General features: G+C 63.0%; 25 protein-coding genes and 2 tRNA genes. 10 read left to right on the plus strand and 17 right to left on the minus strand.

What is annotated here, in order from left to right:
- Positions 1-137: 137 nt before the first annotated feature.
- A complete protein-coding gene (locus ABZE94_RS03530; RefSeq protein ID WP_372874144.1) occupies positions 138-488 on the plus strand; it encodes a hypothetical protein in 351 nt (116 codons plus the stop codon).
- A complete protein-coding gene (locus tag ABZE94_RS03535; RefSeq protein ID WP_372874145.1) occupies positions 485-1,009 on the plus strand; it encodes a hypothetical protein in 525 nt (174 codons plus the stop codon). Before ABZE94_RS03530 ends, ABZE94_RS03535 begins: the two co-directional genes overlap by 4 nt.
- Positions 1,010-1,300: 291 nt before the next feature.
- On the opposite strand, the gene ABZE94_RS03540 is transcribed toward ABZE94_RS03535, so the two are convergent.
- From ABZE94_RS03540 to ABZE94_RS03575, 8 genes are all read right to left on the minus strand, one after another.
- The gene (locus ABZE94_RS03540; protein ID WP_372874146.1) at positions 1,301-1,897 is read right to left on the minus strand and encodes a hypothetical protein; all 597 of its coding nucleotides are present in this window, start codon (positions 1,895-1,897) and stop codon (positions 1,301-1,303) included.
- 361 nt (positions 1,898-2,258) lie between these two features.
- Positions 2,259-2,933 carry a peptide-methionine (S)-S-oxide reductase MsrA gene (msrA, locus tag ABZE94_RS03545; RefSeq protein ID WP_372874147.1) on the minus strand — a complete coding sequence of 225 codons (675 nt, stop codon included), beginning with the start codon at positions 2,931-2,933 and terminating at the stop codon, positions 2,259-2,261.
- A gap of 2 nt (positions 2,934-2,935) precedes the next feature.
- Positions 2,936-3,427 carry a peptide-methionine (R)-S-oxide reductase MsrB gene (gene msrB / locus ABZE94_RS03550; RefSeq protein WP_372874148.1) on the minus strand — a complete coding sequence of 164 codons (492 nt, stop codon included), beginning with the start codon at positions 3,425-3,427 and terminating at the stop codon, positions 2,936-2,938.
- Between the two features lie 220 nt (positions 3,428-3,647).
- Positions 3,648-4,691, minus strand: coding sequence for a GGDEF domain-containing protein (locus ABZE94_RS03555; protein ID WP_372874149.1), 1,044 nt, complete (start codon positions 4,689-4,691; stop codon positions 3,648-3,650).
- A gap of 145 nt (positions 4,692-4,836) precedes the next feature.
- Positions 4,837-5,241 carry a GNAT family N-acetyltransferase gene (locus ABZE94_RS03560; RefSeq protein WP_372874150.1) on the minus strand — a complete coding sequence of 135 codons (405 nt, stop codon included), beginning with the start codon at positions 5,239-5,241 and terminating at the stop codon, positions 4,837-4,839.
- 14 nt (positions 5,242-5,255) lie between these two features.
- A complete protein-coding gene (locus ABZE94_RS03565) occupies positions 5,256-5,618 on the minus strand; it encodes a DUF2025 family protein (protein WP_372874151.1) in 363 nt (120 codons plus the stop codon).
- Positions 5,619-5,827: 209 nt separating this feature from the next.
- On the minus strand, positions 5,828-6,448 hold the full coding sequence (locus tag ABZE94_RS03570; protein WP_372874152.1) for a hypothetical protein: 621 nt from the start codon (positions 6,446-6,448) through the stop codon (positions 5,828-5,830).
- A 256-nt stretch (positions 6,449-6,704) separates the two neighbouring features.
- On the minus strand, positions 6,705-7,433 hold the full coding sequence (locus ABZE94_RS03575) for a hypothetical protein (RefSeq protein ID WP_372874153.1): 729 nt from the start codon (positions 7,431-7,433) through the stop codon (positions 6,705-6,707).
- Positions 7,434-7,950: 517 nt separating this feature from the next.
- On the opposite strand from ABZE94_RS03575, the gene nirK reads away from it, so the two are divergent.
- The 4 genes from nirK (at position 7,951) to ABZE94_RS03595 (ending at position 13,290) form a co-directional block, all read left to right on the plus strand.
- The gene (gene nirK, locus ABZE94_RS03580; RefSeq protein WP_372874154.1) at positions 7,951-9,264 is read left to right on the plus strand and encodes a copper-containing nitrite reductase; all 1,314 of its coding nucleotides are present in this window, start codon (positions 7,951-7,953) and stop codon (positions 9,262-9,264) included.
- The gene (locus ABZE94_RS03585; protein ID WP_372874155.1) at positions 9,264-10,082 is read left to right on the plus strand and encodes a formylglycine-generating enzyme family protein; all 819 of its coding nucleotides are present in this window, start codon (positions 9,264-9,266) and stop codon (positions 10,080-10,082) included. The genes nirK and ABZE94_RS03585 overlap by 1 nt, the downstream gene beginning before the upstream one ends.
- Positions 10,075-10,695, plus strand: coding sequence for an SCO family protein (locus ABZE94_RS03590; protein ID WP_372874156.1), 621 nt, complete (start codon positions 10,075-10,077; stop codon positions 10,693-10,695). The genes ABZE94_RS03585 and ABZE94_RS03590 overlap by 8 nt, the downstream gene beginning before the upstream one ends.
- 363 nt (positions 10,696-11,058) lie before the next feature.
- A complete protein-coding gene (locus ABZE94_RS03595; RefSeq protein ID WP_372874157.1) occupies positions 11,059-13,290 on the plus strand; it encodes a glycosyltransferase in 2,232 nt (743 codons plus the stop codon).
- Positions 13,291-13,312: 22 nt separating this feature from the next.
- Here the strand turns inward: ABZE94_RS03595 and ABZE94_RS03600 are convergent, their stop codons facing one another.
- The 5 genes from ABZE94_RS03600 to ABZE94_RS03620 form a co-directional block, all read right to left on the minus strand.
- On the minus strand, positions 13,313-13,675 hold the full coding sequence (locus tag ABZE94_RS03600; RefSeq protein WP_372874158.1) for a thiol-disulfide oxidoreductase DCC family protein: 363 nt from the start codon (positions 13,673-13,675) through the stop codon (positions 13,313-13,315).
- Positions 13,676-13,800: 125 nt separating this feature from the next.
- Positions 13,801-15,123, minus strand: coding sequence for a 30S ribosomal protein S12 methylthiotransferase RimO (gene rimO, locus ABZE94_RS03605; protein ID WP_372874159.1), 1,323 nt, complete (start codon positions 15,121-15,123; stop codon positions 13,801-13,803).
- Positions 15,124-15,426: 303 nt separating this feature from the next.
- Positions 15,427-15,975 (minus strand): cytochrome b, encoded by a 549-nt coding sequence (locus tag ABZE94_RS03610; RefSeq protein ID WP_372874160.1) that lies wholly within the window; start codon positions 15,973-15,975, stop codon positions 15,427-15,429.
- Between the two features lie 332 nt (positions 15,976-16,307).
- Positions 16,308-16,384: transfer RNA gene (locus ABZE94_RS03615), tRNA-Met, on the minus strand.
- 122 nt (positions 16,385-16,506) lie between these two features.
- Positions 16,507-16,583, minus strand: a tRNA-Met gene (locus ABZE94_RS03620).
- 263 nt (positions 16,584-16,846) lie between these two features.
- Between ABZE94_RS03620 and ABZE94_RS03625 the strand changes: the two genes are divergently transcribed.
- Together ABZE94_RS03625 and dinB are read left to right on the plus strand one after the other, a co-directional pair.
- On the plus strand, positions 16,847-17,056 hold the full coding sequence (locus tag ABZE94_RS03625) for a hypothetical protein (protein ID WP_372874161.1): 210 nt from the start codon (positions 16,847-16,849) through the stop codon (positions 17,054-17,056).
- 28 nt (positions 17,057-17,084) lie between these two features.
- Complete coding sequence (dinB, locus tag ABZE94_RS03630; RefSeq protein ID WP_372874162.1) at positions 17,085-18,146, plus strand: DNA polymerase IV; 1,062 nt, start codon at positions 17,085-17,087, stop codon at positions 18,144-18,146.
- Between the two features lie 386 nt (positions 18,147-18,532).
- On the opposite strand, the gene ABZE94_RS03635 is transcribed toward dinB, so the two are convergent.
- The 4 genes from ABZE94_RS03635 to ABZE94_RS03650 all read right to left on the minus strand — a co-directional run bounded on the left by ABZE94_RS03635 (position 18,533) and on the right by ABZE94_RS03650 (position 23,293).
- Positions 18,533-18,937 carry an META domain-containing protein gene (locus ABZE94_RS03635; RefSeq protein ID WP_372874163.1) on the minus strand — a complete coding sequence of 135 codons (405 nt, stop codon included), beginning with the start codon at positions 18,935-18,937 and terminating at the stop codon, positions 18,533-18,535.
- Positions 18,934-19,371: a hypothetical protein gene (locus ABZE94_RS03640; RefSeq protein WP_372874164.1), complete on the minus strand. Its 438-nt coding sequence runs from the start codon at positions 19,369-19,371 to the stop codon at positions 18,934-18,936. The genes ABZE94_RS03635 and ABZE94_RS03640 overlap by 4 nt, the downstream gene beginning before the upstream one ends.
- Positions 19,372-19,398: 27 nt before the next feature.
- Positions 19,399-20,394 (minus strand): 2-hydroxyacid dehydrogenase, encoded by a 996-nt coding sequence (locus ABZE94_RS03645; protein ID WP_372874165.1) that lies wholly within the window; start codon positions 20,392-20,394, stop codon positions 19,399-19,401.
- A 145-nt stretch (positions 20,395-20,539) separates the two neighbouring features.
- Positions 20,540-23,293, minus strand: coding sequence for a response regulator (locus ABZE94_RS03650; RefSeq protein ID WP_372874166.1), 2,754 nt, complete (start codon positions 23,291-23,293; stop codon positions 20,540-20,542).
- Between the two features lie 266 nt (positions 23,294-23,559).
- On the opposite strand from ABZE94_RS03650, the gene cysM reads away from it, so the two are divergent.
- Both cysM and rlmD read left to right on the plus strand, forming a co-directional pair.
- The gene (gene cysM, locus ABZE94_RS03655; protein ID WP_372874167.1) at positions 23,560-24,465 is read left to right on the plus strand and encodes a cysteine synthase CysM; all 906 of its coding nucleotides are present in this window, start codon (positions 23,560-23,562) and stop codon (positions 24,463-24,465) included.
- On the plus strand, positions 24,465-25,817 hold the full coding sequence (gene rlmD / locus ABZE94_RS03660; RefSeq protein WP_372874168.1) for a 23S rRNA (uracil(1939)-C(5))-methyltransferase RlmD: 1,353 nt from the start codon (positions 24,465-24,467) through the stop codon (positions 25,815-25,817). The genes cysM and rlmD overlap by 1 nt, the downstream gene beginning before the upstream one ends.
- Positions 25,818-25,981 lie beyond the last annotated feature (164 nt).

Here is a 25,981-nt window from a genome sequence, read left to right on the forward strand (position 1 = left end):
CAGTCCGCTCGCGAGTGGGCCGAGGCCGTTGGGCTGAAGTGGGAAACCGTGCGCCGCCGCCGGTACCGCGGCTGGTCCTGGACCGAGGCGCTCAAGCCAGAACTGCGCCGCTCCCCCTTCAACGACGGGAGGCGTGTATGAACAACCCAGGGCAAGAGAGCAGCAACGCCAACCAGGAATGCTCGCCACCGCTCAACGAGGTCACACAGCGCCACCGCCGCGAAATCAGCCGGGCAATGGCCCAGGTGCGCGCCTTGCTTGGCGAGCTGGAAGCGCTCTCCCCGTCGCCAGCGGCAGACGATAGCGCCACCTCCGCCCGGCGCAGGAGGCTAGAGCAAGCGTTGAGCCTGCCGCGGCGTGCCAGCATCATCAAAGACCTGTCGATCGCTCTGCACGAGCTGATCACCCTCGAGCGCCAAAGCTACGGCATGGACGCGCCGCGAGTTGTAGTGATGCCCGCAAAGGCGGCTAAGGATGGCGAAGGATGAGCAGCAAGCCGCCCATTGACTGGGAAAGCATCGAGCGCGATTACCGGGCCGGCCTGCTCTCACTCAGGGGCATAGCCGACAAGCACGGCAGCAATGAAGGCACCATTCGCAGTCGAGCCAAGAAGCACGGCTGGCTGCGCGACCTTACCGAGCAGGTCAGGAGCGCCACGCAGGGCAAGCTTTCGCGCAACCCTTCACGCGACAACGTCACGCAGCGTGATGCGCGTGAAGACGCCGATATCATCGAGGAAGCATCTACCCGCGCCGCCTCGGTAATCCTGGCGCACCGTGTGGACTTGGCCCAGTGGCGCAGCATCGCTAACAAGCTGTGTGCAGTGCTGAGCGATATGGAAGTCACCAAGGACAATCAGACTGAATTTGCCCGCTCCCTGAACGCGGGCGTCGATGCTCAGTTGAAGGTGATCAAGGGCGAGCGCCAGGCCTACAGCCTGGACGACCAGCAGCATGAAGACACCTACGAGGATCGGCTGAAGCGGCTGATGGGCGACCAAGAAAGATGAGCCGTATCAGCTGCAAATTCTCTGCAGCTGATAGTCCGCCACTGTTCCAGCTTGCCATTGCAGCTCGCTGCGAACGTAGCGGACAACGGACTGTTGAGAGGCGCCGGCCTTCTGCGGCTTGGGGAAGTCATCATGGCGTCGGGCGAGTTCATATAGGGACGTCAGGCTCTTGAAGCCCAGCTTCGCGCAGACCTGCCCCTGGTTAGGTGCTGCTCGCTTATGTCGATGGTCATGGTGCTTTTGCTGTGATGTGTTGATGCCGGCTGAACTTCTCAACGCAGGCCTGGACATTTATTCATTCCAGAAGCTGGCGAGCTCCATATCCAGCCACAAGATGTCACTACCTAGCTTCAGTGGTTTGAAGCCGATCTTATCGAAGTACAGAGTGGTGGCATTCAGCGTTTTGGCAGTTGCGCTGCAGATGTCAGGGATAACCACACCCAGGGGGAGGAAGGCACGAGATATTCCAGTACTCAATCCAATCAAGGCAGTGCGCAAGGCACTCAGTTCGACAGCGCTGCCGCAGTACGGCTCCTCGAAAGAGAAGTGTGAAACCATGAGGCAGTCCTGGCTCATGCCGCTGCTCATCTCACCCAGTTCTTCCTGGAGTGCTTGGTATATCGTGAGTGCGTCCTGGCTCACATCGTCCGCAACCTGCTCAGGGTCATATCCCAGGTTAAGTGCTACGTCGAAGCGGAACAGTTGGATGTGAATGCTGCCTACCTGTACTTCGTCAGCTTCGTCAAAGCCATCCCCAGCCTGGGCCATGGCCTTCATCCGGTATGTCCGGACAAGATCCGATTGAACGTCATCATCAGGATCAGCCTGGAGGCTAAAGTCTGCAGAAACCGCGAGGCGAGTGAGGGGAGGGAGGTCTTCAGCGTTCATGCTTGGCTTCCTCATTATTCAGCGCTCTTGTGCGGTTGGACAGCAGTGCTATGCCTAGATGGCTCAAACTATCACAGCCTTCGCGGCAATTACGCGGATCACGAACACTAAAAAGGCTGGTCAGAAAGTGATCAAGTCAGGCCCAGTAACAGGTGCCCTGTATGCCTATGTGTATGCCTGAACTATAAATCGCCTTGCGGGCCAGTAAATACGGCGCTGTTCGATTCCTCTCAACGACCACCGAATTCAAGGCCTGCAGCGATGCAGGCCTTTTTCGTCTGGGGTGCGCGACGATGAAGGATAACGACGATGCCGCCGGCTCCAGCATTCTGCTCGCTTGCCATCGCCGATGGCGGCGTCGTCAGTCGTGTTTGCCCCATAGCTGTTCCAGGCGCTTGTCGCGGCCGCAGCCGTTGCGGTAGTAGGCGTAGCGCAGCGGGTTCTTCTGGTAATAGTCCTGGTGATACTCCTCGGCCGGATAAAAGGTGGTGGCGGGCAGGATTTCCGTGACGATCGGCTGGTTGAAGCGCCCCGAGGCTTGCAGAGCGGCCTTCGAGGCTTCGGCCAGCGCCTGCTCCTTGGGCGTGGCGTAGAAGATCGCGCTGCGGTATTGCGGGCCGTGGTCGCAGAACTGGGCGTTCGGGGTCAGGGGGTCGATGGTCGGCCAGTAGGCTTCCAGCAGTTTGGCGTAGCTGGTCTTGGCCGGGTCGTAACGCACCTGTACCGCCTCGATGTGACCGCTGCGGCCCGCCGAAACCTGTTCGTAGCTGGGGTTCTCCAGGTGTCCACCGATGTAGCCGGAGGCGGTGGACAGTACGCCGGGCACCTTGTCGAAATCCGCCTCGGTGCACCAGAAGCAGCCCCCGGCGAATACCGCAACAGCCGCAGCCTGTGAGCTGGAGTCGCTCGGCATCGCTGTCGGGGCCTGGCTTGTTTCGGCCGAACTCGGTCCGCAGGCGCTGAGCAACCCTGCCAGAAGCAGGGCGGCAGCGGTCAGCGGTCCGCGGGAGAGCCAGAATCGGACAGTAGCGGTCATGTTCAACTCCTGAGTGCGGGCAAGGCTTCGCCCTGGGGAATGAAACGCAACGCGACGCCGTTGTTGCACCAGCGTTCGCCGCGAGGCGGCGGGCCGTCGTTGAACAGGTGGCCCTGGTGCCCCTGGCAACGGGCGCAATGGTATTCGGTACGCGGGAAGATCAGCTTGAAGTCGCGCTTGAAGGCCGTGTGGCCGGCGATTGCCTGGGTGAAGCTGGGCCAGCCGGTGCCGCTTTCGTATTTGTGCTGGCTGTCGAACAGTGGCAGGTAGCAGGCGGCGCAGATGTAGGTGCCCGCGCGTTTTTCCTGGTTGAGCGGGCTGCTGCCTGGCCGTTCGGTGTCCTCTTCGAAAAGGACCGCATAGGCTTCTGGCGACAACAGTTCACGCCACTCGCTGGGCGCTTTGTCCAGCGGCACGACCGTTGCGGCCTGGCTGGAACCTTCGGCCAGGCTAAACGGCACCTGGCTGGCGAGCAGGGGTAGGGTAGGCAGCAAGGCTACACCTTGAAGGAATGAACGACGTTGCATGGCTGTTCTCTGCACGGTGATGTGTTCAATAGACGGGCTGATGGCGGACTTGTTACAGCCGCTGGCCGGTCTTTTGCGCAGGCTTGGGCGCGTCACCTTTATGGTTGGAACTCTAAGCAGCTACAGCGCCAGGGTACTCGCGGGAGCAAATGCTGCGCCAGAGGCGCGCTGTCCGCTGCAGGGTCTGCTAGTGCGCGGGCGGTTGTTCCGGGTCGGGCCGTGCGTCATCGATGATGGTGCGGTTGCGCCCGGCGCTTTTGGCCTGGTACAGGCATTGGTCGGCGCGCTCCAGCCAGGAGTCCCAATCCTCGTGGTTGCGCAGGATGGCGCCGCCGATCGAGACGGTCACCGTGCCGCCCGGGCCTGGCAGATTCTGGGCGATCTGCTGGTGCAGGTGGGTCGAGGCGGCTAGCAGGCCGCGCTCGTCGGTGTTGGGCAGCAGCAGAAGGAACTCTTCGCCGCCGAAGCGAAACAGGCGATCCTCCTGGCGTGAGCAGCACTTGATCAGGTCGACGAAGGCCACCAGCACCTGATCGCCAGCCTGGTGACCGAACCTGTCGTTGATCTGTTTGAAGTGATCCAGGTCCATCACCAGTGCGCCATAGCTGTTGCCGTGCCGGCGGTGGGTGGAGACGGCGATCTTCAGTTCCTCGTTCATCGCCCGGCGATTGCGCGCGCCGGTCAGCGGATCCTGGCTCGCCAGGATCTGCAACTGGTCGCGCTGGCTGCGGGTGCGGTAGGCGAAGATGAAGGCCATGGCGCTGGCCAGCAGGCCGGTGACCAGGAACGACACCATCTGGTAGCGGCTCTCGAATACCGTGCCCGGTACCAGCAGCGCATGGCCGGCCAGGGTCGACAGCACCAGTACGGTGGCCGCCGTGGCCTTCCCCGGGGAGACCATGAAGAAGTTGAACAGGATCAGCGGGTAGATCCAGAACAGCCCGTTGACCCCCAGGTTGATGGCGATCAGCGTCGCGCCCAGCGAGAAGATGATCGCCAGGTAGATGCCGGGTTTGACCGTGTCGCCGGTACGCCAGGCATGGAGCACGGCGCAGATGGTGGAGGCCACGATGATGGTGTCGGCGGCGCTGACCAGGTAATTGCCTTGTGCCAGCCGATACACGGCATAGGGCGAGATGCCCATGATGCCGAACAGGCTCATCAGGGTAATGATGGACAGCTGGAAGTCGTTGCGCAGCCGCTTGAGCAGTCGCTGGGTCAGTCTGGCCATGAATGGCTCTTGTCGTTGTTGTGGCTGAAGGATGCAGAGCTTTGCCTGAACCGGCAAGGGCAGATGTTGAACAAAGTGCCAGCATTTGCGCCAGGCTGGCGAATAGTGCGGCATTCGTCTGCCGAGGCTGTTGGCCGTGTGCCGGCTAGCGGTACAGGGCGATCAGATTTTTCGTGCGCCGATAGCGTGACAGGCGCTCGGCGAGTGCCGTGGGTAGGTTGGTGCAGGGCAGAAAGCCCAGGTTTTCATAGAAGCTGTGCAGCTCGGGATCACAGAACAGCCAGACCGGTTCGCCGGCCTGGACCAGGGCCTGCCCGAGCAATTGGCGCGCCAGCCCTTGGCGGCGTTGGCTCGGTGCGACGAACAGGCCGCTAAGCCAATGCCCCTGTGCCAGCGGGCGCAGGCACAGGGCGGCGACGATCTCGCTACGTTGCGCGACCCATATCTGGGCCCGGCGGTCGACACGCATGGGGGAGCGATGTGCACGGTAGAACTCATCCACCAGCGGCAGCAGTGGGGCAGGAAGAACGTGGCAGTGCAGATCGGGCATGCAGGGCAAATCGGTTATCGAAGGGTGGCGGATTCGGGGGCGGTCTGCCCTGCATCATGGCGAAGCAGGCGCTCGGCGGTGATCTCCGGCAGATCCTGGCGGTGCATGTACACCCGCAGCGGTTCGCCGATATTCAGGCGCTCGTCGATGCGCAGGTCGAGGAGCAGTTGAATGCGCTCGCGCTTGAGGGTCATCAGTTGCTCTGGTCCGGCGCACCAGACGAACTCGCAGCTCGGGGTGATGCTGTCCTGCGGCACATCCAGGCCGAACGAATCTTCGCTGAAGCGCACGATATGTTGGGCGGTTCTGCCATTGAAGCCGACAAAACCCTGCAGTTGGTCGGCGGCCTCGCAGATGCTGGCGGACGTGATACTCATATGAACCTCGCGCGTTACGACTGTTTGAACCCGTGGGGGTTGGTCGCTACAGGCTAAGGCGTTGCGCGCAACGTGCATTGCTTCTGATCAATAGCCCGACGGTTAGGCCCGAATCCGTGCTGGCGAGGTGCCGTTTGGCTTGGCCCGCCCGTCGAACGGGCAACTGGGCATGCTGTCGGCCAGTGTGTCCGGTCCGCCGCCTGCTGATACTACTCGTCCGTGAAGGTGGAAAAGACGTTGATCTGGCCGAAAGGGGCGCTGTGCATGCCGACATTTACCGCCATCAATGGCGAGTTGTTGATCCAGATGTCGTCGATCACGATGGTTTTGCCGATGTCTTCATTGTCCGCTGCCACCAGCAGGTAATAAGTACCGTCTTCCGGTGCCTCGCCATCCCAGCCCAGGCTGATCTGGCCGACGCTGGTCGTGGCCCGCGAGGGTTGGCTGGCGATCACAGTGCCATAGGCGTCGAGCAGCAGCGCGCGCGGCTTGAGGGCGAACTTGTTGAAACCCAGGCAGGCGTTGTGGCAAAGCGAATTGACGTTGAGCGCATAGCGCTCGCCCTGTTTCAGTTGCAGGGAGAACACCCGGTAATTGGAGATCGAGCTGCCGAAGTCCAGGCGCGGCTGGTCCGCGCCAATCTGCCAGGTTGGCGGCAACAATCCGGGGTTCACCGGCAGGGGAATCGCCTGGACATTGTGGATGGCTTCGAGATTGCTCTTGGCGATCGGGCCCTTTGCCGAGCGTACGGCGTGTTCATAGGTCGACTGCGGGTTGCTGGCGCAGGCACCGAGCAGCAGACAGGTGGCCAGAGTGATTAGCAGGCGCATGATAAAACTCCTAGGTGACAACGTCCTTGTGTGCCCATAACGCGCTTCCTGCGTGACGGGGCGCGCATTCTACTCGCTTCGACCAAGCCTGGGTGTGATCGATGCCCTGTGTTCGTTTGACGGCGCATATTATAGACCAGCCCAGCGACGTCGGCGGTTGAATGCCATGCCCTTGCCGGTCACCCGGTCCTGGACTACAGCGCTGTAACCAGGGCATACGGCGGCAGAGGACCATAGCCGCGTCGATCCCGCTGGATCACTCCGCGCCGAGAATCTCCTGCATGACCACGGCGAGGTCGCGGATGGTCTGCGTGCCATTGCCGGTAAAGGTCGAGCCATGCATGGTCGCGAGCGTCCTGGGCTTGAGCTGCGCCAGACGCTCCAGGGTTGGCGCGGTCTGCCGGGTGTAAGGCATGTAGGAGGCGAACGGGCTGCTTTCATAGTCCAGCAGTGTTTGCCTGGCCCTGCCGATCACATCCGCGGAGGTGATCGGCTCGACATCGCCGTTCTGGTGGAAGAGGTCGGAGCAGAGCAGGGTGCCCTGGGTTTCCTCGAAGAACAACCCGGCATCCCAGCAGTGCGGGACGTGCGGCGTGCGCAGGAAGCGCAAGCGGTATTTGCCGGTGCTGATCAGTTCCCCGTCGGCGAGCGCCTGAGCCGGCCTGGCGGCGACCACATCGTCGACACTCACCAGCTTGCCCACCAAACTGCACAGGGCGCCGGCCTCTGGCGCCAGGGTCTGCCACTCGCGCAGCGAACCGCACTCATCGGCCTCGAAGTGGCTGAACGCGATCCAGCGCAGGGTGCTGGGGTCGATCAGCGTTGCCACGGCGTCCCGCACGGCGGAAAACAGGCCGCGCATGCCGGTGTGCAGCAGCAGGGGCTGCTCGTCGCGCAGGAGGAATTGATTGAACTGCAGGTCGGCCTCGCGAACATAGGTCGAGATCCGGAACAGGTCCGGGGCGATTTCGCTGACAGTGGTCATGGTGGTCTCCCTTATCCAGATTGCTGCGCCGGGTGGCAACTGTCCGAACACATCAGGAGTTTGCGCGGCGAAGCATTAATCAGATGTCCGCCCTGCATCTGCCTTGTCTGGCAGCAGGCTGCTGGAACGATGCCATCAGCAACTATAGCTCTTGCCTACTACAGCCTACGGCGAGGCCGGATCGATCCGTGTGTGGGGGGAAGGGCGATCGTGCCCCGCCTGCCTCTTGTTTGGGGGCGGAGACGAATAGCGTTCGAAAAAACTGTTCTGTTCATGCTCGGTCCCTCTGCAATCAGTATTTCAGCTGATTTTCAGGACGTTGATTATGGTCAATCAATGATTCGTTAGGCATGCAACTATTTCGCCTGGATTTATCAATAGTTCTGCCAGTAAGGATGAGGACAGGCATATGAAAGAGTTGAACTGCAAACTTGCCACAATGTTCTGTGTGGCCGTTTCTTGCGCCTGGGCGCTAACCTCGACAGCGGCAGTTGCCGCGACCGAAGCGGAGTTGCCGGTGATCGTTCAGGAGCTGGTCGCGCCCCCGGCGCTGCCGGCACCTATTACGCGCAAGAGCCCGGCGCGGGTGGTGGTCAATCTGACCGTGGAAGAAGTCGAACGGGAAATAGCGCCCGGTACGCGCTACATGTTCTGGACGTTTGGCGGCACCGTGCCGGGCAAAATGATTCGGGTGCGTGAAGGCGATACCGTTGAACTGCATCTGCAGAATCTGGCCAGCAACAAGCTGCCGCACAATATCGATCTGCATGCCGTCAGCGGCCCCGGTGGCGGCGCCGAGCAAACCCTGATCGCCCCGGGCAACGAAGCGGTCTTCACCTTCAAGGCCTTGGCCTCGGGGTTGTATGTCTATCACTGCGCCACTGCGCCAGTGGGCATGCATGTGGCCAATGGCATGTACGGCATGATTCTGGTCGAACCCAAGGAGGGCATGTCCAAGGTTGACCGTGAATACTATGTAATGCAGGGCGATTTCTATACCAGCGGCGCCTACCGTGCCGACGGCCTGCAGAACTTCGATATGCAGAAAGCAGTCGACGAAAAACCCACCTATGTGTTGTTTAACGGTGCCGATGGCGCCTTGACCGGCAAGGGTTCGCTGGCCGCCAACACCGGCGAAAAAGTGCGGATGTTTTTCGGCGTCGGCGGCCCCAATTTGGTCTCCAGCTTTCATGTGATAGGCGCGATCTTCGACCGCGTCTATGGCGATGGCGGCACCGGTTATCAGGAGAATGTGCAAACCACCCTGGTGCCGCCTGGCGGCTCGACTATCGTCGAATTCGTGCCCAAGGTGCCGGGCAACCTGACCCTCGTCGACCACTCGCTGACCCGCGCCTTCAACAAGGGTGCAGTTGGTTTGCTGACGGTCAGCGGTGCCAAGCAGCCGGAGATTTTCGGCGAAGGCGTGAAGCAGCCCCTGCCTGCGGTGGCGGGCCAGGTAGCCGCGGCCAAGGCGCCGCTGCCGAAGATACCCAATGGCGATGTCGCTATGGCGCGTGGCAAGGCGGTTTACGAGCGGGTCTGTGCGGCCTGCCACTTGCCCGATGGCACAGGGGTGGCGGGGGTATTCCCGCCGCTGGCCAACTCCGACTTCTTCCAGGAACGGCCATATGAGATGGCCTATATCGTCCTGCACGGTCGCAGCGGCAAGCTGGTGGTCAACGGGGAGCACTACAACGGTGTGATGCCGCCGCAGGATCTGAATGACAACGATGTGGCGGCGGTGATCAATTACATCAATGTGGCCATGAACCAGGGCAAGCCGGTCCTGACCGCGGAGCAGGTCAGTGAAATGCGTCAGGTCAAGAAGTAATGAAGTTGGCGGCGCCACTCGCCTGCCGCTGCGGCGCGTTGCTGCTCTGGCTCCTCTGGGGCGTGCTGGGCAGTGCCCGGGCCGCCGACTACCTGTTGCTGGCGGGTGGCGAGTTTCGCAGCGTGTTGCCGGCCGATGGTGAGCGTTCCGCGGCCAGCATCCGGCCATTCTGGCTACGCAGCACGCCGGTGAGCAATGCCGAGTACCTGGGGTTTCTCCAGGCGCATCCGCAGTGGCGGCGTGGTGCGGTGCCTGCGGTGCTGGCCGGCGCCGACTATCTGGCGTCGTGGGTCGGGCCGCTGGCGTTCGCGCCGCTGCAGGCCGATGCGCCGGTGACCCAGGTCAGCTGGCATGCCGCCCAGGCCTTCTGCTCCAGTGAGCAGGCGCGTTTGCCGACCTGGTACGAGTGGGAGTTTGCCGCCGCGGCCGACGAACTGCGCGCCGATGCGCGCGGGGATCCGGTTTGGCTGGCGCGCATTCTCGCCTGGTATTCGCGTCCGGCCAACCTGCCGCCCCAGGCCATAGCGCTGCAGCCAGCCAATTACTACGGCATCCATGATCTGCACGAACTGACGTGGGAGTGGGTCGAGGACTTCAACGGTCTGTTCGTCAGCGCAGACAGCCGGACCCAGGGCGAGCAGAAACAGCTGGCCTTCTGTGGTGGCGCGGCCCTGTCGCTGAACGACAAGGACAACTACGCGGTTCTGATCCGTTTGGCCCTGCTGGCGGCCATGGAGGCCAATCAGGGCGGCAACTATCTGGGTTTTCGCTGCGCGCGCGACCCAGCCCCTCAATTATCAGGAAGCCCCAATGAGTAGAGTCAAACGTATGGGTCTGGCGCTGCACGGCGCCTTGTTGTCCGCGGTCTTGCTGCTGACCCCCGGCGTATTATCGCTGGCACAGGCGGCGCCGGTGAATACCGCGCTCGCCGGCTTGCCCGCCGACTCGCTGTATGGCTTGGCGATGCCCCTCACCGATGCACAGGGCGAGCGTTTCGATTGGCGCGAGATGGCTGGCACGCCGCTGCTGGTTACCATGTTCTATGGCGACTGTGCCTCGGCCTGTCCGGTGCTGATGCAGAGCCTGCAGCGGACCATTGCCGAGCTTCGGCCCGAGGCGGGTACGCTTCGGGTGCTGATGGTCAGCCTGAATCCGCAGCATGATACGCCCGCCTCGTTGGCGCATCTGAGCCACATGCACGAGCTCGATCAGCGCTTTTTCCGCCTGGCGGTGGCAGCGAGCGAAGGGCATACCCGCGCCATGGCGGCGGCGTTACGGATCAAGTATCGGGTTCTGGACACTGGCGAAATAAGCCACAACACCAGGGTCACCCTGTTGAATGCCGATGGTCAGGTCACCGCCAGCAGCACATTGCTCAAGCCCGTCGCGGACCAGGCCCTGCTTCTGGCGGTTCGTCAGGTTTTGCAGTAAGCGCTTGTGAATAAACACTCGCCTACGGCGACCGCCTCCGGCCGTCCGCTGCTGATGTAGCGTGCTTTGCCGCGAACGCCTGGAGGCGGCTTCGCGGCGGCGCTGTATATTTTCACCGCCTCTGCGCGGGAGGGCGAGCGCGGATGGTTGCCGGTCCGCGTCGCCGCTGCCCTGACTGCATGGTTGCGCCACGGCTGTCTATGCTTAGCGCATCGAAGGCGGCTCGAGCATGCGGGGCTATTGCAGCCCGTTGCTTTGTTTGCGGGTGAGGGCGAGCCGGCCTGTTGTCGTCCACGTTCGTGGCAGAGTCATCCGCTTGGCGGTGTAGCAGTTCGTCCAGGCCCGAAGCCGGATCCGTCCGCAATGACAGTGCGCCGTCCGCTCAAGATTCTTTTCTATTGCAATGTGCTGATTGTCGGCCTGCTGCTGGGCTACAAGGTCTATCTCAATGTTGTGCTGTCCGACTTCGAGGCCGAGCACGCCCCTCAGGTCGAGGCGATCCAGGCGCGGCTGGAGAACCGCGACAGCTTCAGCTTCGCGGTGGTGGGCAATATCAATAATTCCGTCGGCATTTTCGAGCGACGCATTATTCCCATGCTCAACGCGTCCGGGGTCGATTTCATCATCTCCGCCGGTAATGCGGTCAGCGGTGGCGGCGAGGACAAGTACCGGGCGCTGCACGGCACCCTGAGCCATTTGCAAATACCCTACGTGCTGACCTTTGGCGCCCATGAATACGAAGAGTTCGGCAGCTATCGCTTCTACGAGCACTTCGGTCCGCATTTTTTCAGCTTCCGGGCCGGTCACAGTCGCTTCATCTTTCTCGACAGCACCGGCAAAACCCCTTGGCGCTGGCAGGTCCTCTGGCTCAAGGCGCTTTTGCGTCAGGGCGATGCGCGGCACACCTTTGTCTTTACCGGCAAGCCGCTGCTGCACGGTGAGGCGCCTGTCCGCTTTACCGACGAACAGGATTACCTGCAGCCTGCGGCGTTCCGTGACGCGCTGCTGGGGCTGATCGCCGAACACCCGGTCGATGCGGTATTTGCCGCCAATCTGCCGCTGTTTTCCGAGCAGCAGCGCGGCGCTACCCGCTTCATCACCAGCGGCGGGGCGGGTGGCCTGCTCCTGAGTGATCGGGCCAGTTTTCATCATTATGTGCAGGTCTCGGTATCTGCGCAGGGCATCGACATTCAGGTGCAGCAACTCGACGTGGGTCAGCACCCGCTGTTCAAGCAGCTCGAGAACATCTGGCTGTTCATCTATTCGCTGTTCTACGTCGGCTACCTGAATTTCATTCTGCTGGTCTGCGGCCTGGCCATCGCCGCCATCAAGCTCTACACCTTGGCTTTCGCCGAGCGCGACTATTATCCGAACTTCGATCTGGATCCCTCGCCCTGGCTGGAGAAACCGCTACGGGTGGTGATGTTCACCAACAACTACCTGCCCTTTATCGGTGGTGTTCCCATCTCGATCGAACGGCTGTGGCGGGGGCTGGCAGCCTTGGGCAACGCTGTGCTGCTCGTTGCGCCACGTTATCGGGATCAGCCGCGGGTGGAGACGCACGTGCTCAGGGTGCCGTCGATCCTGGCTCTGGGCGAGAAGCGCGAGTTCCGCCTGGCCAATATTTTTCTACGGCGTATCGGCCAGGAGGTCAGAGACTTTCGCCCCGACCTGATTCATCTGCACCATCCTTTCTGGCTCGGTTCGCTGGGCCTGTTGCTGGCGCATCGGCTGCGCGTGCCGGCGGTTTTCAGCTACCACACCCGGCTGGAGCACTATGCTCACTTCGTGCCGCTGCCTGGCATGCTCTTTCGCAACTTCATCTCCCATGCGCTGATCAAGCGTTTCGCCAATAAATGCGATGCGGTGATCGTGCCCACTTACTCCGCCGAAGAGTATTTGCGCATGATCGGTGTGAAGAAACCGGTCTTCGTGCAACCCACGGGCATCGACTACCGGCGCTTTCAAGAGGTGACAGCGCAGCAGGTCGCCCGCCTCAGGAGCTCGCTGGGCATTGGCGACGAGCAAGTCCTGATCAGTGTTTCGCGGCTTTCCAATGAAAAGAACATCGACTTCCTCATCGATGCGATCGCCAGCCTGCGCGGGCAGACCGAACGGCCTTTCCTCGTCCTGATGATCGGTGACGGCCATCAGCGCGAGCGGCTGCACCGGCGTATCGACGAGCTGAATCTCGCGGGTCATTTCAGGTTGCTCGGCGCCGTGCCACCAGAGGACATGGCGATCTACTACCGGCTGGGCCAGCTGTTTCTTTTCGCCTCCAAATCGGAGACCCAGGGCATGGTCATTCTGGAAGCCATGGCGGCCGGCTTGCCCGTGGTGGCGGTGCGCTCGAGTGGTATCGACGACGTGATCAGGCAGGGTTACAACGGTTTCAAGACGCCGGAGAACCTGGCCCTGTGGTGCGCGCGGGTGACCCAACTGCTCGAGGACGAGCGGCTGCGCGAAGAGATGTCCGACCATGCCCTGCTGGTGGCGGCGGAGCACTCCATCGAGAAGTTCGCCGAGGGCGTCAAGGAGATCTACGGCACGGTCTTGGCCGCCTCGCGTGCCCAGCAAGGCGGTCGCTGGCGTTGATGGTGTGTCGCTAGGCGCACCTCTATAGCAGCCGGCTTTCGCGGCGCAGGCGGCGCAGCACCCAGTGGCGGTAGCACCAGGAGAACATGGGTTTGAGACCGGGCAGGTCGAGCAGCCAGGCCAGTGGGCGCAGGGCGGGAGTGCGCGACATCAGCAGGATATAGGCGTCCAGTTCGCGGTGAATGCGGCCTTGGGCGTCTTCGACGTGCAGTTCGGTCAGCGCCAGATAGGGGTCGATGCCTGCCGCACGCAGCTGCTCCTCCTTGCCATTGATATCCACCCACTCCACGCTGTCGTCGCTGCGCGTGCGCAGCCGCTCATAACGGCGCCGGTCGGCCACGCAGCGCGGGCAGGCGCCGTCGTAATAGACCTTGAGTCTGGCCATGGGGTTGGCCTGCTTGGGGAATTATTAGCAGTTTAGAGCAGAAACGCGCGCCCCTCGGGCGAGGGGCGCGGCGGTTCAGCGGTTGTGAAAATTTCGAGCGCCGTAGCGAGAGTTTTCCTAGCCTCTCAGACCAGCTCGGCCCACAGGTCGTATTCGTCGGCGTCGACGATGCGCACCCTTACCTTGTCGCCGGGTTTGACCTCGGTGCTGGCGATAAACACGCTGCCGTCGATTTCCGGGGCGTCGGCGTAGCAGCGCGCCACTGCGCCCTGGTCGTCGACTTCGTCGATCAGGACTTCCAGTTCCTTGCCGACCTTCAGCTGCAGGCGGGCGGCGCTGATGACTTGTTGGTGGGCCATGAAGCGGTCCCAGCGGTCCTGCTTGATCTCGTCCGGCACGTGGCTGTCGAGCAGGTTGGCCGATGCGCCTTCTACCGGCGAGTACTGGAAGCAGCCGACACGGTCGAGTTGGGCCTCGGTCAGCCAGTCGAGCAGGTACTGGAAGTCTTCTTCGGTTTCGCCGGGGAAGCCGACGATGAAGGTCGAACGGATGGTCAGTTCCGGGCAGATCTCGCGCCAGTTCTTGATCCGCGCCAGGGTCTTGTCTTCGAAGGCCGGGCGCTTCATGGCCTTGAGCACTTTCGGGCTGGCGTGCTGGAAGGGGATGTCCAGGTACGGCAGCAGCTTGCCGGCGGCCATCAGCGGGATCAGCTCGTCGACATGCGGGTAGGGGTAGACGTAGTGCAGGCGTACCCAGATGCCCATGCTCGAAAGCGCTTCGCAGAGTTCGGTCATGCGGGTTTTCACCGGCTGGCCGTTCCAGAAGTCGGTCTTGTATTTCAGGTCGACGCCGTAGGCGCTGGTGTCCTGGCTGATCACCAGCAGCTCCTTGACCCCGGCCTTGACCAGGCGCTCGGCTTCGCTGAGCACTTCGCCGACCGGGCGGCTGACCAGCTTGCCGCGCATCGAGGGGATGATGCAGAAGCTGCAGCTGTGGTTGCAGCCTTCGGAAATCTTCAAATAGGCGTAGTGCCGCGGGGTCAGCTTGATGCCTTGCGGCGGCACCAGGTCGATCAGCGGGTTGTGTTCGGTAGAGGGCGGCACCACTTCGTGTACGGCGTTGAGTACCTGCTCGTATTGCTGTGGGCCGGTGACCGACAGTACGCTGGGGTGCACGTTGCGGATCGCACTCTCTTCCACGCCCATGCAGCCGGTAACGATGACCTTGCCGTTCTCGGCCAGGGCCTCGCCGATCACTTCCAGGGACTCGGCCTTGGCGCTATCGATAAAGCCACAGGTGTTGACCACCACCACGTCGGCGTCCTGATAAGTCGATACGACTTCGTAACCTTCCATGCGCAGTTGCGTGAGGATGCGTTCGGAATCGACCAGGGCCTTCGGGCAACCGAGGCTTACGAATCCGACTTTCGGCGTGGCGGGGGTGGACATGCGGCGAACCTCAGGCTTTGAAGGATGGGCGCTGGAGGCGCCTCTGATCAAAAAGTGCGCAATTCTAGCGGTGGATTGCCGGATTGGCCAGCACTTGAGGGGCTGTGAACAGACGCTCGCCTCCTGCGAGCGCCATCAGGCACCCTTCGCTCCGCCCCATTACCTCGAGCAATCCGCGTCCGCAGGGTGATACTCGCCGCAGGCAATGCGCCGTCAGTCACTGATACGGAGCACATCCGGCGGGCGTTCGGCGTTCTCTTCGGCCGGTGCGCCTAGCCGCTCTCCGACTCTGCGTGTCGGCGATCAGGCCCGGTGCGGCAAAATGCGCAGCAAGGTATTGTCGCGGCTTATGAAGTGGTGAAGCAGGCCGGCGACGGTGTGCAGGCCGATCAGCCAGTAGCCGGCGACCCCGGCCCATTCGTGCCATTCCTCTATAGTGCCGGCGAGCTTGGGCGTCTTGTCGACCAGCGCCGGCAGTTCGAGGCCGAAGAAGGGTATGGGCTTGCCGGCCGCGCTGAGGATCAACCATCCGGCCAGCGGTGCGCCGATCATCAGGGCGTAGAGCGCCAGGTGCATTATGTGCGCGGGCAAGCTCTGCCAGGCGGGCGGGGCGGGATTGATCTTCGGTGTCGGGGCAACGAAGCGAGCCAGCAGACGCAGCCAGACCAGCGCGAATACCGCCATGCCGAGCATGAAGTGCCACTGTTTGAGCAGGTCGCGGGTTTCGCTGCCTTTGGGGAAGTTGCCCTTGAGTTCGATGCAGGCATATACGCCTGCGATCAGGGCCAGCATCAGCCAGTGCAGGGTGATCGATAGACTGCCATAACGAGTGTCGGTATTTTTCCAGGACATGCTGATGCGGCTCCGCTGCTGTTTGGTTTGAACAGCGCAAGCATGGGCACGTGAAGCTTAAGCTTTGCTGAGAGCTTGTGAAAAAACTCTCGCCTACTGCGACCGCCTCCAAACGCTCGCTGCTGGCGTTGCGCTACGTGAAAAGCAGGGTCATTTAGCTCACTAAACTCCCCTGCTTTTCACCTAGCGCGCCTTGCCGCGAACGCCTGGAGACGCTCTCGCTACGGCGCTCGATTTTTTCACAACCTTTGAGCGGGAACGCTGTTCGCGCCTGGAATCCCGAACGACGGAAAGCAAAAAGGCCACTCGATTGAGTGGCCTTTTTGAGTATCTGGTTGCGGGAGCAGGATTTGAACCTACGACCTTCGGGTTATGAGCCCGACGAGCTACCAGACTGCTCCATCCCGCGCCGCCAATTCTATCCGTATGAGTATTCTTGTCAACTGATTTCTGCTTTTCAATCAATTGCTTAAGCGAGTCTGGAAGGCGCAAACGAAAAAGGCCACTCGATTGAGTGGCCTTTTCGGAAACTGGTTGCGGGAGCAGGATTTGAACCTACGACCTTCGGGTTATGAGCCCGACGAGCTACCAGACTGCTCCATCCCGCGGCGCCAATTCTATCGCCAAAAAACCGTCTGTCAACGCTTGTCTTGGGGAAAACTGTTGTTCGTTCAGGTGCTTAGCGTTGTATTGGGGGCTTGAATCAGGCTTCAGGCCAGACTGGCCGGGGCTTGGCGAGGGGGGTGGCCGGGCGAGCGGGGTGTCGGGGCTGGCCTGCCTGGTGGGGTTCTGCGCCGGCCGATCATCGCTGGCATAGCCCAGCAACCCGCTGTTGGGCTAGAGTCGGCGGCTATTCAGTTGGAGAATGATGATGGGACTCGAATGTAAAGCCTGCGGTGCGCCACTGGCGAACCAGGCAACGACCTGCCCAGCCTGCGGCGCCGAAGTGCCGAAGAAGACCAAGCTGCTGCCGCTGGCGGCCTTCATGCTGATCGTGATCCTGGTGATTCAGGCCTATATGAACAAGCCCGACCCCGAGCCCGAGGCGGTCGAGCCTGCGCCAGCGACCGAAACGCAGTAGCGGACGGCTGAACTAACGACAGCAGAATATGAGCGCCAGAAAAATCATCCACGTCGATTGCGACTGCTTCTATGCCGCCATCGAGATGCGTGACGACCCGAGTCTGGCTGGCAAGCCGCTGGCCGTGGGCGGCGCTGCGGACCGGCGCGGGGTGATAGCCACCTGCAATTACGAGGCCCGCGCCTACGGAGTGCGTTCGGCGATGGCCTCCGGGCACGCGCTCAAGCTGTGCCCGGACCTGCTGATCGTCAAGCCGCGGATGGAGGCATACAAGGCGGTGTCGCGCGAGGTCCAGGCGATCTTCCGCGACTACACCGAGCTGATCGAGCCACTGTCGCTGGATGAGGCCTATCTGGATGTGTCGGACAGCCCGCACTTTGCCGGCAGCGCCACGCGGATTGCCCAGGACATTCGTCGGCGGGTCTCGCAGGAGCTGCATATCACCGTCTCGGCGGGTGTGGCGCCGAACAAGTTTCTGGCCAAGATCGCCAGCGACTGGAAGAAACCCAACGGCTTGTTCGTGATCACGCCGGATCGGGTCGAGGAATTTGTGGCGGCCTTGCCGGTGAGTAAGTTGCACGGGGTCGGCAAGGTGACCGCCGACAAGCTGGCGCGGCGCGGCATCCGCACCTGCGCCGACCTGCGCGAATGGCAAAAGCTGAGCCTGGCGAAAGAGTTCGGCAGCTTCGGCGAACGCCTCTGGGGGCTGGCCCGGGGCATCGACGAGCGCGCGGTACAGACCGACAGCCGGCGCCAGTCGGTCAGCGTGGAAACCACCTACGACCAGGACCTGCCGGATCTGCCGGCCTGTCTGGCGCAATTGCCGCAGTTGCTCGACGAGCTGGCGCGGCGCATGGCGCGGCTGGATGCGAGTTATCGGCCGGAAAAGCCCTTCGTCAAGATCAAGTTCCATGACTTCACCCAGACCACCCTGGAGCAGGCCGGTGCGGGTCGTGATCTGGACAGTTACCAACTGCTGCTGAGCGCCGCCTTCACCCGCGGCAACAAGCCGGTACGTTTATTGGGCGTCGGCGTGCGCCTGCACGATTTGCGCGGGCGGCATGAGCAGTTGGAGTTGTTTGCCCGTTGAGCTGGCGCTGCGGCTGTATATCCGAGCGTCATACGTAGGGGGGAGCGCCGTGTCCTCGAGATCGCGCTGTCGCGCAGCTAACTGGGTTCGTGGGACTTCCCTCTCGTAGGAGCGGCTTTAGCCGCGAATTCTTCGACGCACAACAAAAGCTTCGCGGCTAAAGCGGAACGCCGCCCGGCCGCTCCTACAAGAAACGCTATAACCCATAAAATCAATGAGATATGGGTTGTTTGAAAAGAGATCGTCCGTCGTCCAGACGCCGCGCTGTCGCGCAGCAAACGTGCTAGCCCGCTAGCACCTGTAGGAGCGGCTTCAGCCGCGAAGCTGTGCTGTGCCGCGAAGAATTCGCGGCTGAAGCGGAACGCTGTCCGGCCCGTCCGACTGTCTCAGCCTTGTTCCGGCCACAGGCGCAGCGGTTTGCCTTCTGCCGGCCACAGGCGCAGTTGCTCGATCGGCGAGACATCCCAGCGCTGCACCTGGCCCAGGCTGTCGAGGAAGCGCGCTTCCTGTTCCATCAGCGCCGGGGCGCACAGCTTGCGGGTGCTGCCGGCGGCGCCGAAGCTGAGTTTCTCTCCGTCCAGGGTGTAGCTGGCGAACCAGTGATTGCAGCCGGCGTTGCCGTAGGCGCGACCGTCCTCGCCGAGGGTGATGGTCAGGTGGCTGCGGTCGATCAGCGGGCGTTCACCAATCCATTCGACCCGATAGCTGCGTTCGGTCTCCAGTTGCAGGGGCGCGCTGGCGCAGCCGAGCAGGCTGGCGCTGAGCAGGCCAATGGCGAGGGCGCGCTTCATGCGGCTTGCTTTCGGCATTTCGGGCACAGGTGCTGGCCTTTCTGGCTGCGCCAGCCGAGCTCGTTGATCCGTGCCTCGGCTGCTGGCGCCTGGGCTTTCTTGCCCAGCGCGGCATCGACGGCAAACTCGAAGTCGAGTTGTGCGGCGCAGCCGTCGCAGTTGACCTGCCAATTGAAGATCGCCAATTCGCCAAAGACCGGGCCCTTGGCGACTGCAATCCATTGCCCGGGAGGGTTGATCAGGTGGCGCACCTTCTCGACTTCGAGGCGCATGCTCAGCTCGCGGCTGCCCTTGAGCGTGACCAGCAGGCTGTCTCCGCTGCGCATCGAGCCGCCGTTGCCCGTTACCTGGTAACGGCCCGGTGCCAGGGCGCGGCATTCGGTCAGGGTGTGCTCGGGGTTGAGCAGGTTGTAGCGAAAATCGTGTTCGGCCATGGTTCCTCCAAGTCAGCGCAAATGCTATCACGCGCCGGGCTGCACCTGATTGCTCGGTGTGCCGGCGGCCCAGGCGGCGATGTTGTCCAGGGTGGTGCGGGCGATAGCCGCCAGCGCTTCCTGGGTGAGGAAGGCCTGGTGGGCGGTGATTATGACGTTGGGAAAGGTCAGCAGGCGTGCCAGCACATCGTCTTGCAGGGGCTGGTCGGAGCAGTCCTCGAAGAACAGCTCGGCTTCTTCCTCGTAGACATCCAGGCCGAGGTAGCCGAGTTGGCCGCTTTTCAGGGCGCCGATCAGCGCCGGGGTCTCGATCAGGGCGCCGCGTCCGGTGTTGATCAGCATGACCCCGGGTTTCATTTGCTGCAGGCTCTGAGCGTTGATCAGATGGTGGCTGTTCTCGGTCAGCGGGCAGTGCAGGCTGATGATGTCGCTGTCGGCTAACAGCTGCGCCAGCGCTACCTGGCGGCCGCCCACTTCCTTCAGGTCCGCCACGGGGCGCGGGTCGAACACCTGCAGGCGGCAGCCAAAGCCGGCCATGATCCGTGCGAAGGCCATGCCGATCTGGCCGGCGCCGATGATGCCAATGTTCTTGCCATGCAGGTCGAAGCCGGTCAGGCCGTGCAGGGAAAAATCGCCTTCGCGGGTGCGGTTGAAGGCGCGGTGAATGCGTCGGTCGAGCGCCAGGATCAAGGCTGCGGCATGCTCGGCCACCGCGTGCGGTGAATAGGCGGGCACCCTGACCACGCACAGGCCAAGCCGCTGCGCGGCCTTGAGGTCGACATGGTTGTAGCCGGCCGAGCGCAGGGCGATCAGGCGTGTGCCACCGTCGACCAGACGCTCCAGCACGGGCGCCGAAAGGTCATCATTGATAAAGGCGCAGACCACTTCATGGCCCACCGCCAGGGCGGCGCTGTCGATGCTCAGGCGCGCCTGCTGGTAGTGCAATCGATAGTCGGCAGGCGCGCCTGCGGCATTGAAACTGTCGCTGTCGTAGGACTTGCTACTGAAAAAGAGAATACGCATTTCGACTCCTGGGCAGCCTGTCCGAGAATGCCGATTGACTGCAAGTTGTAGGTTGGGCCGGGCCGCGCAGGCCGGGCCGCGTAGGTCGGGCCGCCCTAGGCCGGCCTGGCCCAACCAACAAGATTACATGTTCTCGGACAGGCGGCTAGGCACTGATCTGCGCCTCATTGGCCAGTCGTTCTATCGCCGCGTCGAGCAGGTCCAGTGCACTGGACGCGGCGGGGTCATTCTGTTTCAGCAGGGTTTCGCTGCGCTGACAGGCGGCGCGCAGTTGCGGTACGCCACAATAGCGGGTGGCGCCGTGCAGGCGGTGCACACGTTCGATCAGGGCGTTGCGTTCGCCCGCCTCGCGGGCCTGGCGGATGGCCTGGCGATCGGCCGGCAGACCGGCCAGCAGCATGCTCAGCATGTCGGCGGCCAGGTCGGCTTTGCCGGCTGCCAGGCGCAGGCCTTCTTCTGCATCCAGTACGTGCAGGCCGCGGCCTGCGTTGGCGTCTTCGCTGTCCTGTTCGGGGCCCTGATTGCGCAGCGCCAGACCGGTCCATTTGAGCACTACCTGGGCCAGTTGCCGTTCGCTGATGGGTTTGGTTAGGTAATCATCCAGGCCGCTTTGCAGCAGGGCGCGTTTTTCGTTGGCCAGGGCATGGGCGGTGAGGGCGACGATGGGGGTGGGGTGGTGGTCGTGCTCGTTCTCATGCTGGCGAATCGCTTCGGTGGTTTGGCGGCCGTCCATGCCGGGCATCTGCACGTCCATGAGAATCAGGTCGAAGCTTTGCTGCTGGGCTTTTTCCAGGGCTTGGTAGCCGCTGTTGGCCGTGCTGACCTGGGCGCCCATGTCGTCCAGCAGGGTTTGCACCAGCAGCAGATTGGCCGGGTTGTCGTCGACGCAGAGCACTCGCGGTGGGCGGCTGGGCGCGGGCGGGCTGGCTTCCGTGCGGGCTTGCCGCGGGCTGACCAGATCGGCCAGCGCGCGCTGCAGCTTGCGTGTGCAAGCCGGTTTGGCCTGGAGCTGGGTGTGCGCGTCGGGCAGGACTTCATGATAGAGCGCCTGTTCGGTGGTCGGGCAGAGCACCACGGTCTTGCAGGCGAGGCGCTCGAGGTCCCAGATACGCTGGCCAAGGCGCTCCGGCGGCAGGTGCTGGGCGCTGACGCCGAGTACGGCGATGCCCAGCGGTTGGCTGCTGTGGTGCGCGCTGGCTACCGCTTCGAGCAGGTTGTCGAGGTTGTCGAAGGTGCTGACCAGCAGGCCGCAGTCTTCCAGTTGATGTTGCAAGGCCTGGCGCGACAGCTCATGGCTCTCCAGGATGGCCGCGCGGCGCCCGAGGAGGGGCGGGCGGGGCAGGTCTTCGGCGTCGTCCCGGGCTTTGGGCAGGCTCAGGCTGACCCAGAACTCCGAGCCCTCGCCAGGCGTGCTGTCGACGCCGATCTCGCCGCCCATTTGCTCGATCAGGCGCTTGGAGATCACCAGGCCCAGACCGGTGCCGCCGGCCTGGCGCGACAGCGAGTTATCGGCCTGGCTGAAGGCCTGGAACAGCGCGCGCAGGTCTTCGCTGGACAGGCCGATGCCGGTATCGCGCACGCTGATGCGCAGTTGGGCGCGGTCGGCGCTCTCGTCTTCGAGCATGGCGCGCATGACGATGCTGCCTTCGCGGGTGAACTTGATCGCGTTGCTGACCAGATTGGTCAGGATCTGCTTGAGTCGCAGCGGATCGCCCACCAGGGTCAGCGGCGTGTCGCGGTAGACCAAGCTGAGCAGCTCCAGGCGTTTTTCATGGGCGACCGGGGCGAGGAGGGTCAGGGTGTCTTGCAGCAGGTCGCGCAGGTTGAAGGGGATGCTTTCCAGGATCAGCTTGCCGGCCTCGATCTTGGAGAAGTCGAGCACCTCGTTGATGATCCCGAGCAGGCTGTCGGCAGATTTCTCGATGGTGCCCAGATAATCCTGCTGGCGCGGGGTCAGCTCGCTTTTTTGCAGCAGGTTGGTGAAGCCGAGAATACCGTTGAGCGGGGTGCGGATTTCGTGGCTCATGTTGGCGAGGAACTCGGATTTGATCCGGCTGGCCTCCAGGGCTTCGCGGCGGGCGAAGTCCAGTTCGATATTCTGGATCTCGATGGTCTCGAGGTTCTGGCGCACGTCTTCGGTGGCCTGCTCGACGCTGTGCTGCAGTTCTTCCTGGGCGTTGAGCAGGGATTCGGCCATGCGGTTGATGCCCGACGCCAGTTCGTCCAGTTCATGGCTGCCGAGCGGCGGCAGGCGGGTATGCAGGTGACCATCCTTGAGCTGGGCGACGCTGTATTTGATCTGCCGCAAGGGGCCGTTGATGCTGCGGCTCATGCGCAGGGCGAGCAGGGCGGTGGCGATCAGGCCGGTGCCGATCAGCAGCAGGCTGGCAAGCAGGCTGCGGTAGCCCTTGAGCAGGGTGCCCTGGTGCGACAGCTCGAGCTCGACCCAGCCGAGCAGGTTGCTGTCGGGCTGCGTCAGCGGTTCGCCGGTGAGGCTCAGGTGCTGTGCCAGCACCGGCAGGAGAAAGCGCGTGGCCTCCTGGCTGCTGCGTCGTCCCGCTTGGCTCGGGTCGTCGCTGGGCGGTTGATCGAGCATACCCGGGCCGGCATGGGCCAGGCGCTCGCGTTCGGCGCCGAGGAAGCTGACGGCTCTTACGTCGGGCTGCTCGAGGGTCTGCGTGGCAATGCGTTGCAGCAGCATGGCGTCATGGCGCCGCAGGGCGGGCGCGGCGAGGGGCGCCAACTGCTCGGCGATCATCTGTCCGCGTTGCAGCAGTTGCGTCTGCAGGTCGGACAGTTGCGCCCAGATGAAGTAGCCACCCAGCACCAGCGCCAACAGGCTGGTGGGCAGCAGGGTGAGCATGAGCACGCGGCCTTTTATGCCTAGATCCTTGAACACGGACTTCCTTCCTCGTTGCCGGTTGGCTGAACTCAGGGGGTTGGGAAAATAGCGAGCGCCGTCGCGAGGCCGTCTTCAGACGCTCGCGGTAGGTGAGCGTTTTTTCCAAACTATCGAGGCAGGCAGTGTAGCGGCTGGGCTTGATGGAACAACAGTGGCGTCGAGCTGGCAGCATGCTGCAACAAGGCCTGCCATCGTTGTTATGGCCGCTGCCCGTTTGCCGCTATCATAGGGGCCCTTCCAGCCATCTGAACCTGATCGACGCCATGACCTTGCAATACCCTACTATCGCCGATTGCGTCGGCAACACGCCGCTGGTGCGTTTGCAGCGCCTGCCCGGCAATACCTCCAATACCCTGCTGTTGAAGCTGGAAGGTAACAATCCGGCCGGCTCGGTGAAGGACCGGCCGGCGCTGTCGATGATTACCCGTGCCGAGCTGCGCGGCGATATCCGCCCCGGCGATACCCTGATCGAGGCCACCTCCGGCAACACCGGTATTGCCCTGGCCATGGCCGCGGCGATCAAGGGTTACAAGATGATCCTGATCATGCCGGACAACTCCACCGCCGAGCGCAAGGCGGCGATGACCGCCTACGGTGCCGAGCTGGTGCTGGTGTCGCGCGAGGAAGGCATGGAAGGTGCCCGCGATCTGGCCGACAGCCTGGAGCGCGGTGGCCGCGGCAAGGTGCTCGATCAGTTCGCCAATGGCGACAACCCCGAGGCCCACTACCTGGGCACCGGCCCGGAAATCTGGCGCCAGACCCAGGGTCAGATCACCCACTTCATCAGCTCCATGGGCACCACCGGGACTATCATGGGGGTATCGCGCTACCTCAAGGAACAGAATCCGCAGGTGCAAATCGTCGGCTTGCAGCCGATGGAAGGCGCGACCATTCCCGGTATCCGTCGCTGGCCCGAGGAGTATCTGCCGAAGATCTACCAGGCCAGCCGCGTCGACCGGATCATCGACATGGCCCAGCGCGAAGCCGAGGATGCGATGCGGCGTCTGGCGCGAGAGGAAGGCATCTTCTGCGGGGTGTCCTCCGGCGGGGCGGTGGCGGCGATGCTGCAGCTATCGGCCGAAGTGGAAAATGCGGTGATGGTGGCGATCATCTGCGATCGCGGCGACCGCTACCTGTCGACGGGCGTGTACGACACGCCGGAGCTCTGATGGCCAAAAAAACCAGCGGTTTGCGCTTCCAGCCCAGTGGTGGCGTGCGCGCGGCGCAAATTCCGCTCGGCAAGAAGCAGCAGCTCAGCATCGAACGCCTGGCCAACGATGGTCGCGGCATTGCCTTCGTCGACGGGCGTACCTGGTTCGTCAGCGGCGCCTTGCCCGGCGAGCAGGTCGAGGCCCGGGTGCTGGGTGCGCGCAGTCAGGTGGTGGAGGCCCGCAGCGAGCGGATCATCAGCGCCAGCCCCGAACGACGCGAGGAGCCCTGCGCCCATGCGCGCACCTGCGGCGGCTGCAGCGTGCAGCACATGAGTCATGCCGATCAGTTGGCCCTCAAGCAGCGCATGCTTGGCGAACAGTTCAGCCGCCTGGCCGAGGTGCAGCCGGACGAGTGGGCGCCAGCGTTGGTCGGGCCGGAGTTCGGCTACCGTCGCCGCGCGCGCATCGCCGTGCGCTGGGACGTCAAACACAAGCGGCTGGACGTCGGCTTCCGCGCCGTGGCCAGCCAGGAAATCGTCGCCATCGCCGATTGTCCGGTTCTGGTACAGCCCTTGCAACCGATCCTGCGCGCGTTGCCGGCGGTCCTGCGGGAGCTGGAAAACCCCCGGGCCATCGGCCATGTCGAGCTGTTTCATGGCAGTGCCAGCGCTGTATTGGTGCGTCATACCTCGGCCTTGGGCGAGGCAGATCTGGCTCGCTTGCAGGCGTTCTGCCTGGCCCATGCTGGGCAACTCTGGCTGCATGGCATCGGCGCGCCGCAACCAGCCGAGCCGGGGCAGAGCCTGGGATACCGCCTGCCGCGCTGGGATCTGCAGCTGGCCTACCGGCCCGGCGATTTTGTCCAGGTCAATGCGCCGGTGAACGAGGCGATGGTCGCCCAGGCGCTGGACTGGCTGGCGCCGCAGGCGGACGAGCGGGTCTTGGATCTGTTCTGCGGCCTGGGTAATTTCGCCTTGCCGCTGGCCCGCCTGAGTCGTGAAGTGGTGGCGGTGGAAGGGGTGCAGGCGATGGTCGAGCGGGCGGCGCAGAATGCGGCGAGCAACGGCATCGGCAACCTGCACTTCTTCCAGGCCGACCTGGCGAGTCCGCTGGCCGAGAGCGGCTGGGCGCAAGGCGGTTTTTCTGCCGTGCTGCTCGACCCGCCGCGTGACGGCGCGCTGCAGGTGGTCAGGCAGATCGGCAGTATCGGCGCCAGGCGTCTGGTCTACGTGTCGTGCAACCCGACCACGCTGGCGCGTGACACTGCCGAGTTGCTGGCGCAAGGTTATCGGCTGGAAAAGGCCGGGATCCTCGATATGTTTCCGCAAACGGCGCATGTCGAGGCCATGGCGTTGTTCGTCAGGTCATAGATTGAAAGCGCGTAGTCAGGAGCGCTTGGCTTTGTCGCCGGCAACCCTTATCTACGCTGTGCAGGGGTGCACAAGGAGTGTGCCTTAAATAGTTAAACCGACCGGGTCGAAGAAGTCCGGCGACTGTCCGGTGCGCCTGGCGCGCACCCTAGGGAAGGTAAGCA

It is taken from the genome of Pseudomonas sp., from assembly GCF_041601375.1.
In the GTDB taxonomy this organism is placed as follows: domain Bacteria; phylum Pseudomonadota; class Gammaproteobacteria; order Pseudomonadales; family Pseudomonadaceae; genus Aquipseudomonas.

What these genes read in the sequence shown, in the direction of transcription:
- ABZE94_RS03530 (WP_372874144.1), top strand. Translation starts at nt 138, where the DNA reads ATGAACAACCCAGGGCAAGAGAGCAGCAACGCCAACCAGGAATGCTCG.
- ABZE94_RS03645 (WP_372874165.1), bottom strand. Translation starts at nt 20,394, where the DNA reads ATGCGTATTCTCTTTTTCAGTAGCAAGTCCTACGACAGCGACAGTTTC.
- ABZE94_RS03600 (WP_372874158.1), bottom strand. Translation starts at nt 13,675, where the DNA reads ATGGCCAGACTCAAGGTCTATTACGACGGCGCCTGCCCGCGCTGCGTG.
- ABZE94_RS03575 (WP_372874153.1), bottom strand. Translation starts at nt 7,433, where the DNA reads ATGACCACTGTCAGCGAAATCGCCCCGGACCTGTTCCGGATCTCGACC.
- ABZE94_RS03585 (WP_372874155.1), top strand. Translation starts at nt 9,264, where the DNA reads ATGAAGTTGGCGGCGCCACTCGCCTGCCGCTGCGGCGCGTTGCTGCTC.
- ABZE94_RS03640 (WP_372874164.1), bottom strand. Translation starts at nt 19,371, where the DNA reads ATGGCCGAACACGATTTTCGCTACAACCTGCTCAACCCCGAGCACACC.
- ABZE94_RS03625 (WP_372874161.1), top strand. Translation starts at nt 16,847, where the DNA reads ATGGGACTCGAATGTAAAGCCTGCGGTGCGCCACTGGCGAACCAGGCA.
- ABZE94_RS03555 (WP_372874149.1), bottom strand. Translation starts at nt 4,691, where the DNA reads ATGGCCAGACTGACCCAGCGACTGCTCAAGCGGCTGCGCAACGACTTC.
- ABZE94_RS03595 (WP_372874157.1), top strand. Translation starts at nt 11,059, where the DNA reads ATGACAGTGCGCCGTCCGCTCAAGATTCTTTTCTATTGCAATGTGCTG.
- ABZE94_RS03635 (WP_372874163.1), bottom strand. Translation starts at nt 18,937, where the DNA reads ATGAAGCGCGCCCTCGCCATTGGCCTGCTCAGCGCCAGCCTGCTCGGC.
- ABZE94_RS03540 (WP_372874146.1), bottom strand. Translation starts at nt 1,897, where the DNA reads ATGAACGCTGAAGACCTCCCTCCCCTCACTCGCCTCGCGGTTTCTGCA.
- msrA (WP_372874147.1), bottom strand. Translation starts at nt 2,933, where the DNA reads ATGACCGCTACTGTCCGATTCTGGCTCTCCCGCGGACCGCTGACCGCT.
- cysM (WP_372874167.1), top strand. Translation starts at nt 23,560, where the DNA reads ATGACCTTGCAATACCCTACTATCGCCGATTGCGTCGGCAACACGCCG.
- rlmD (WP_372874168.1), top strand. Translation starts at nt 24,465, where the DNA reads ATGGCCAAAAAAACCAGCGGTTTGCGCTTCCAGCCCAGTGGTGGCGTG.
- ABZE94_RS03560 (WP_372874150.1), bottom strand. Translation starts at nt 5,241, where the DNA reads ATGCCCGATCTGCACTGCCACGTTCTTCCTGCCCCACTGCTGCCGCTG.
- ABZE94_RS03570 (WP_372874152.1), bottom strand. Translation starts at nt 6,448, where the DNA reads ATGCGCCTGCTAATCACTCTGGCCACCTGTCTGCTGCTCGGTGCCTGC.
- ABZE94_RS03535 (WP_372874145.1), top strand. Translation starts at nt 485, where the DNA reads ATGAGCAGCAAGCCGCCCATTGACTGGGAAAGCATCGAGCGCGATTAC.
- ABZE94_RS03590 (WP_372874156.1), top strand. Translation starts at nt 10,075, where the DNA reads ATGAGTAGAGTCAAACGTATGGGTCTGGCGCTGCACGGCGCCTTGTTG.
- ABZE94_RS03610 (WP_372874160.1), bottom strand. Translation starts at nt 15,975, where the DNA reads ATGTCCTGGAAAAATACCGACACTCGTTATGGCAGTCTATCGATCACC.
- rimO (WP_372874159.1), bottom strand. Translation starts at nt 15,123, where the DNA reads ATGTCCACCCCCGCCACGCCGAAAGTCGGATTCGTAAGCCTCGGTTGC.
- ABZE94_RS03565 (WP_372874151.1), bottom strand. Translation starts at nt 5,618, where the DNA reads ATGAGTATCACGTCCGCCAGCATCTGCGAGGCCGCCGACCAACTGCAG.
- dinB (WP_372874162.1), top strand. Translation starts at nt 17,085, where the DNA reads ATGAGCGCCAGAAAAATCATCCACGTCGATTGCGACTGCTTCTATGCC.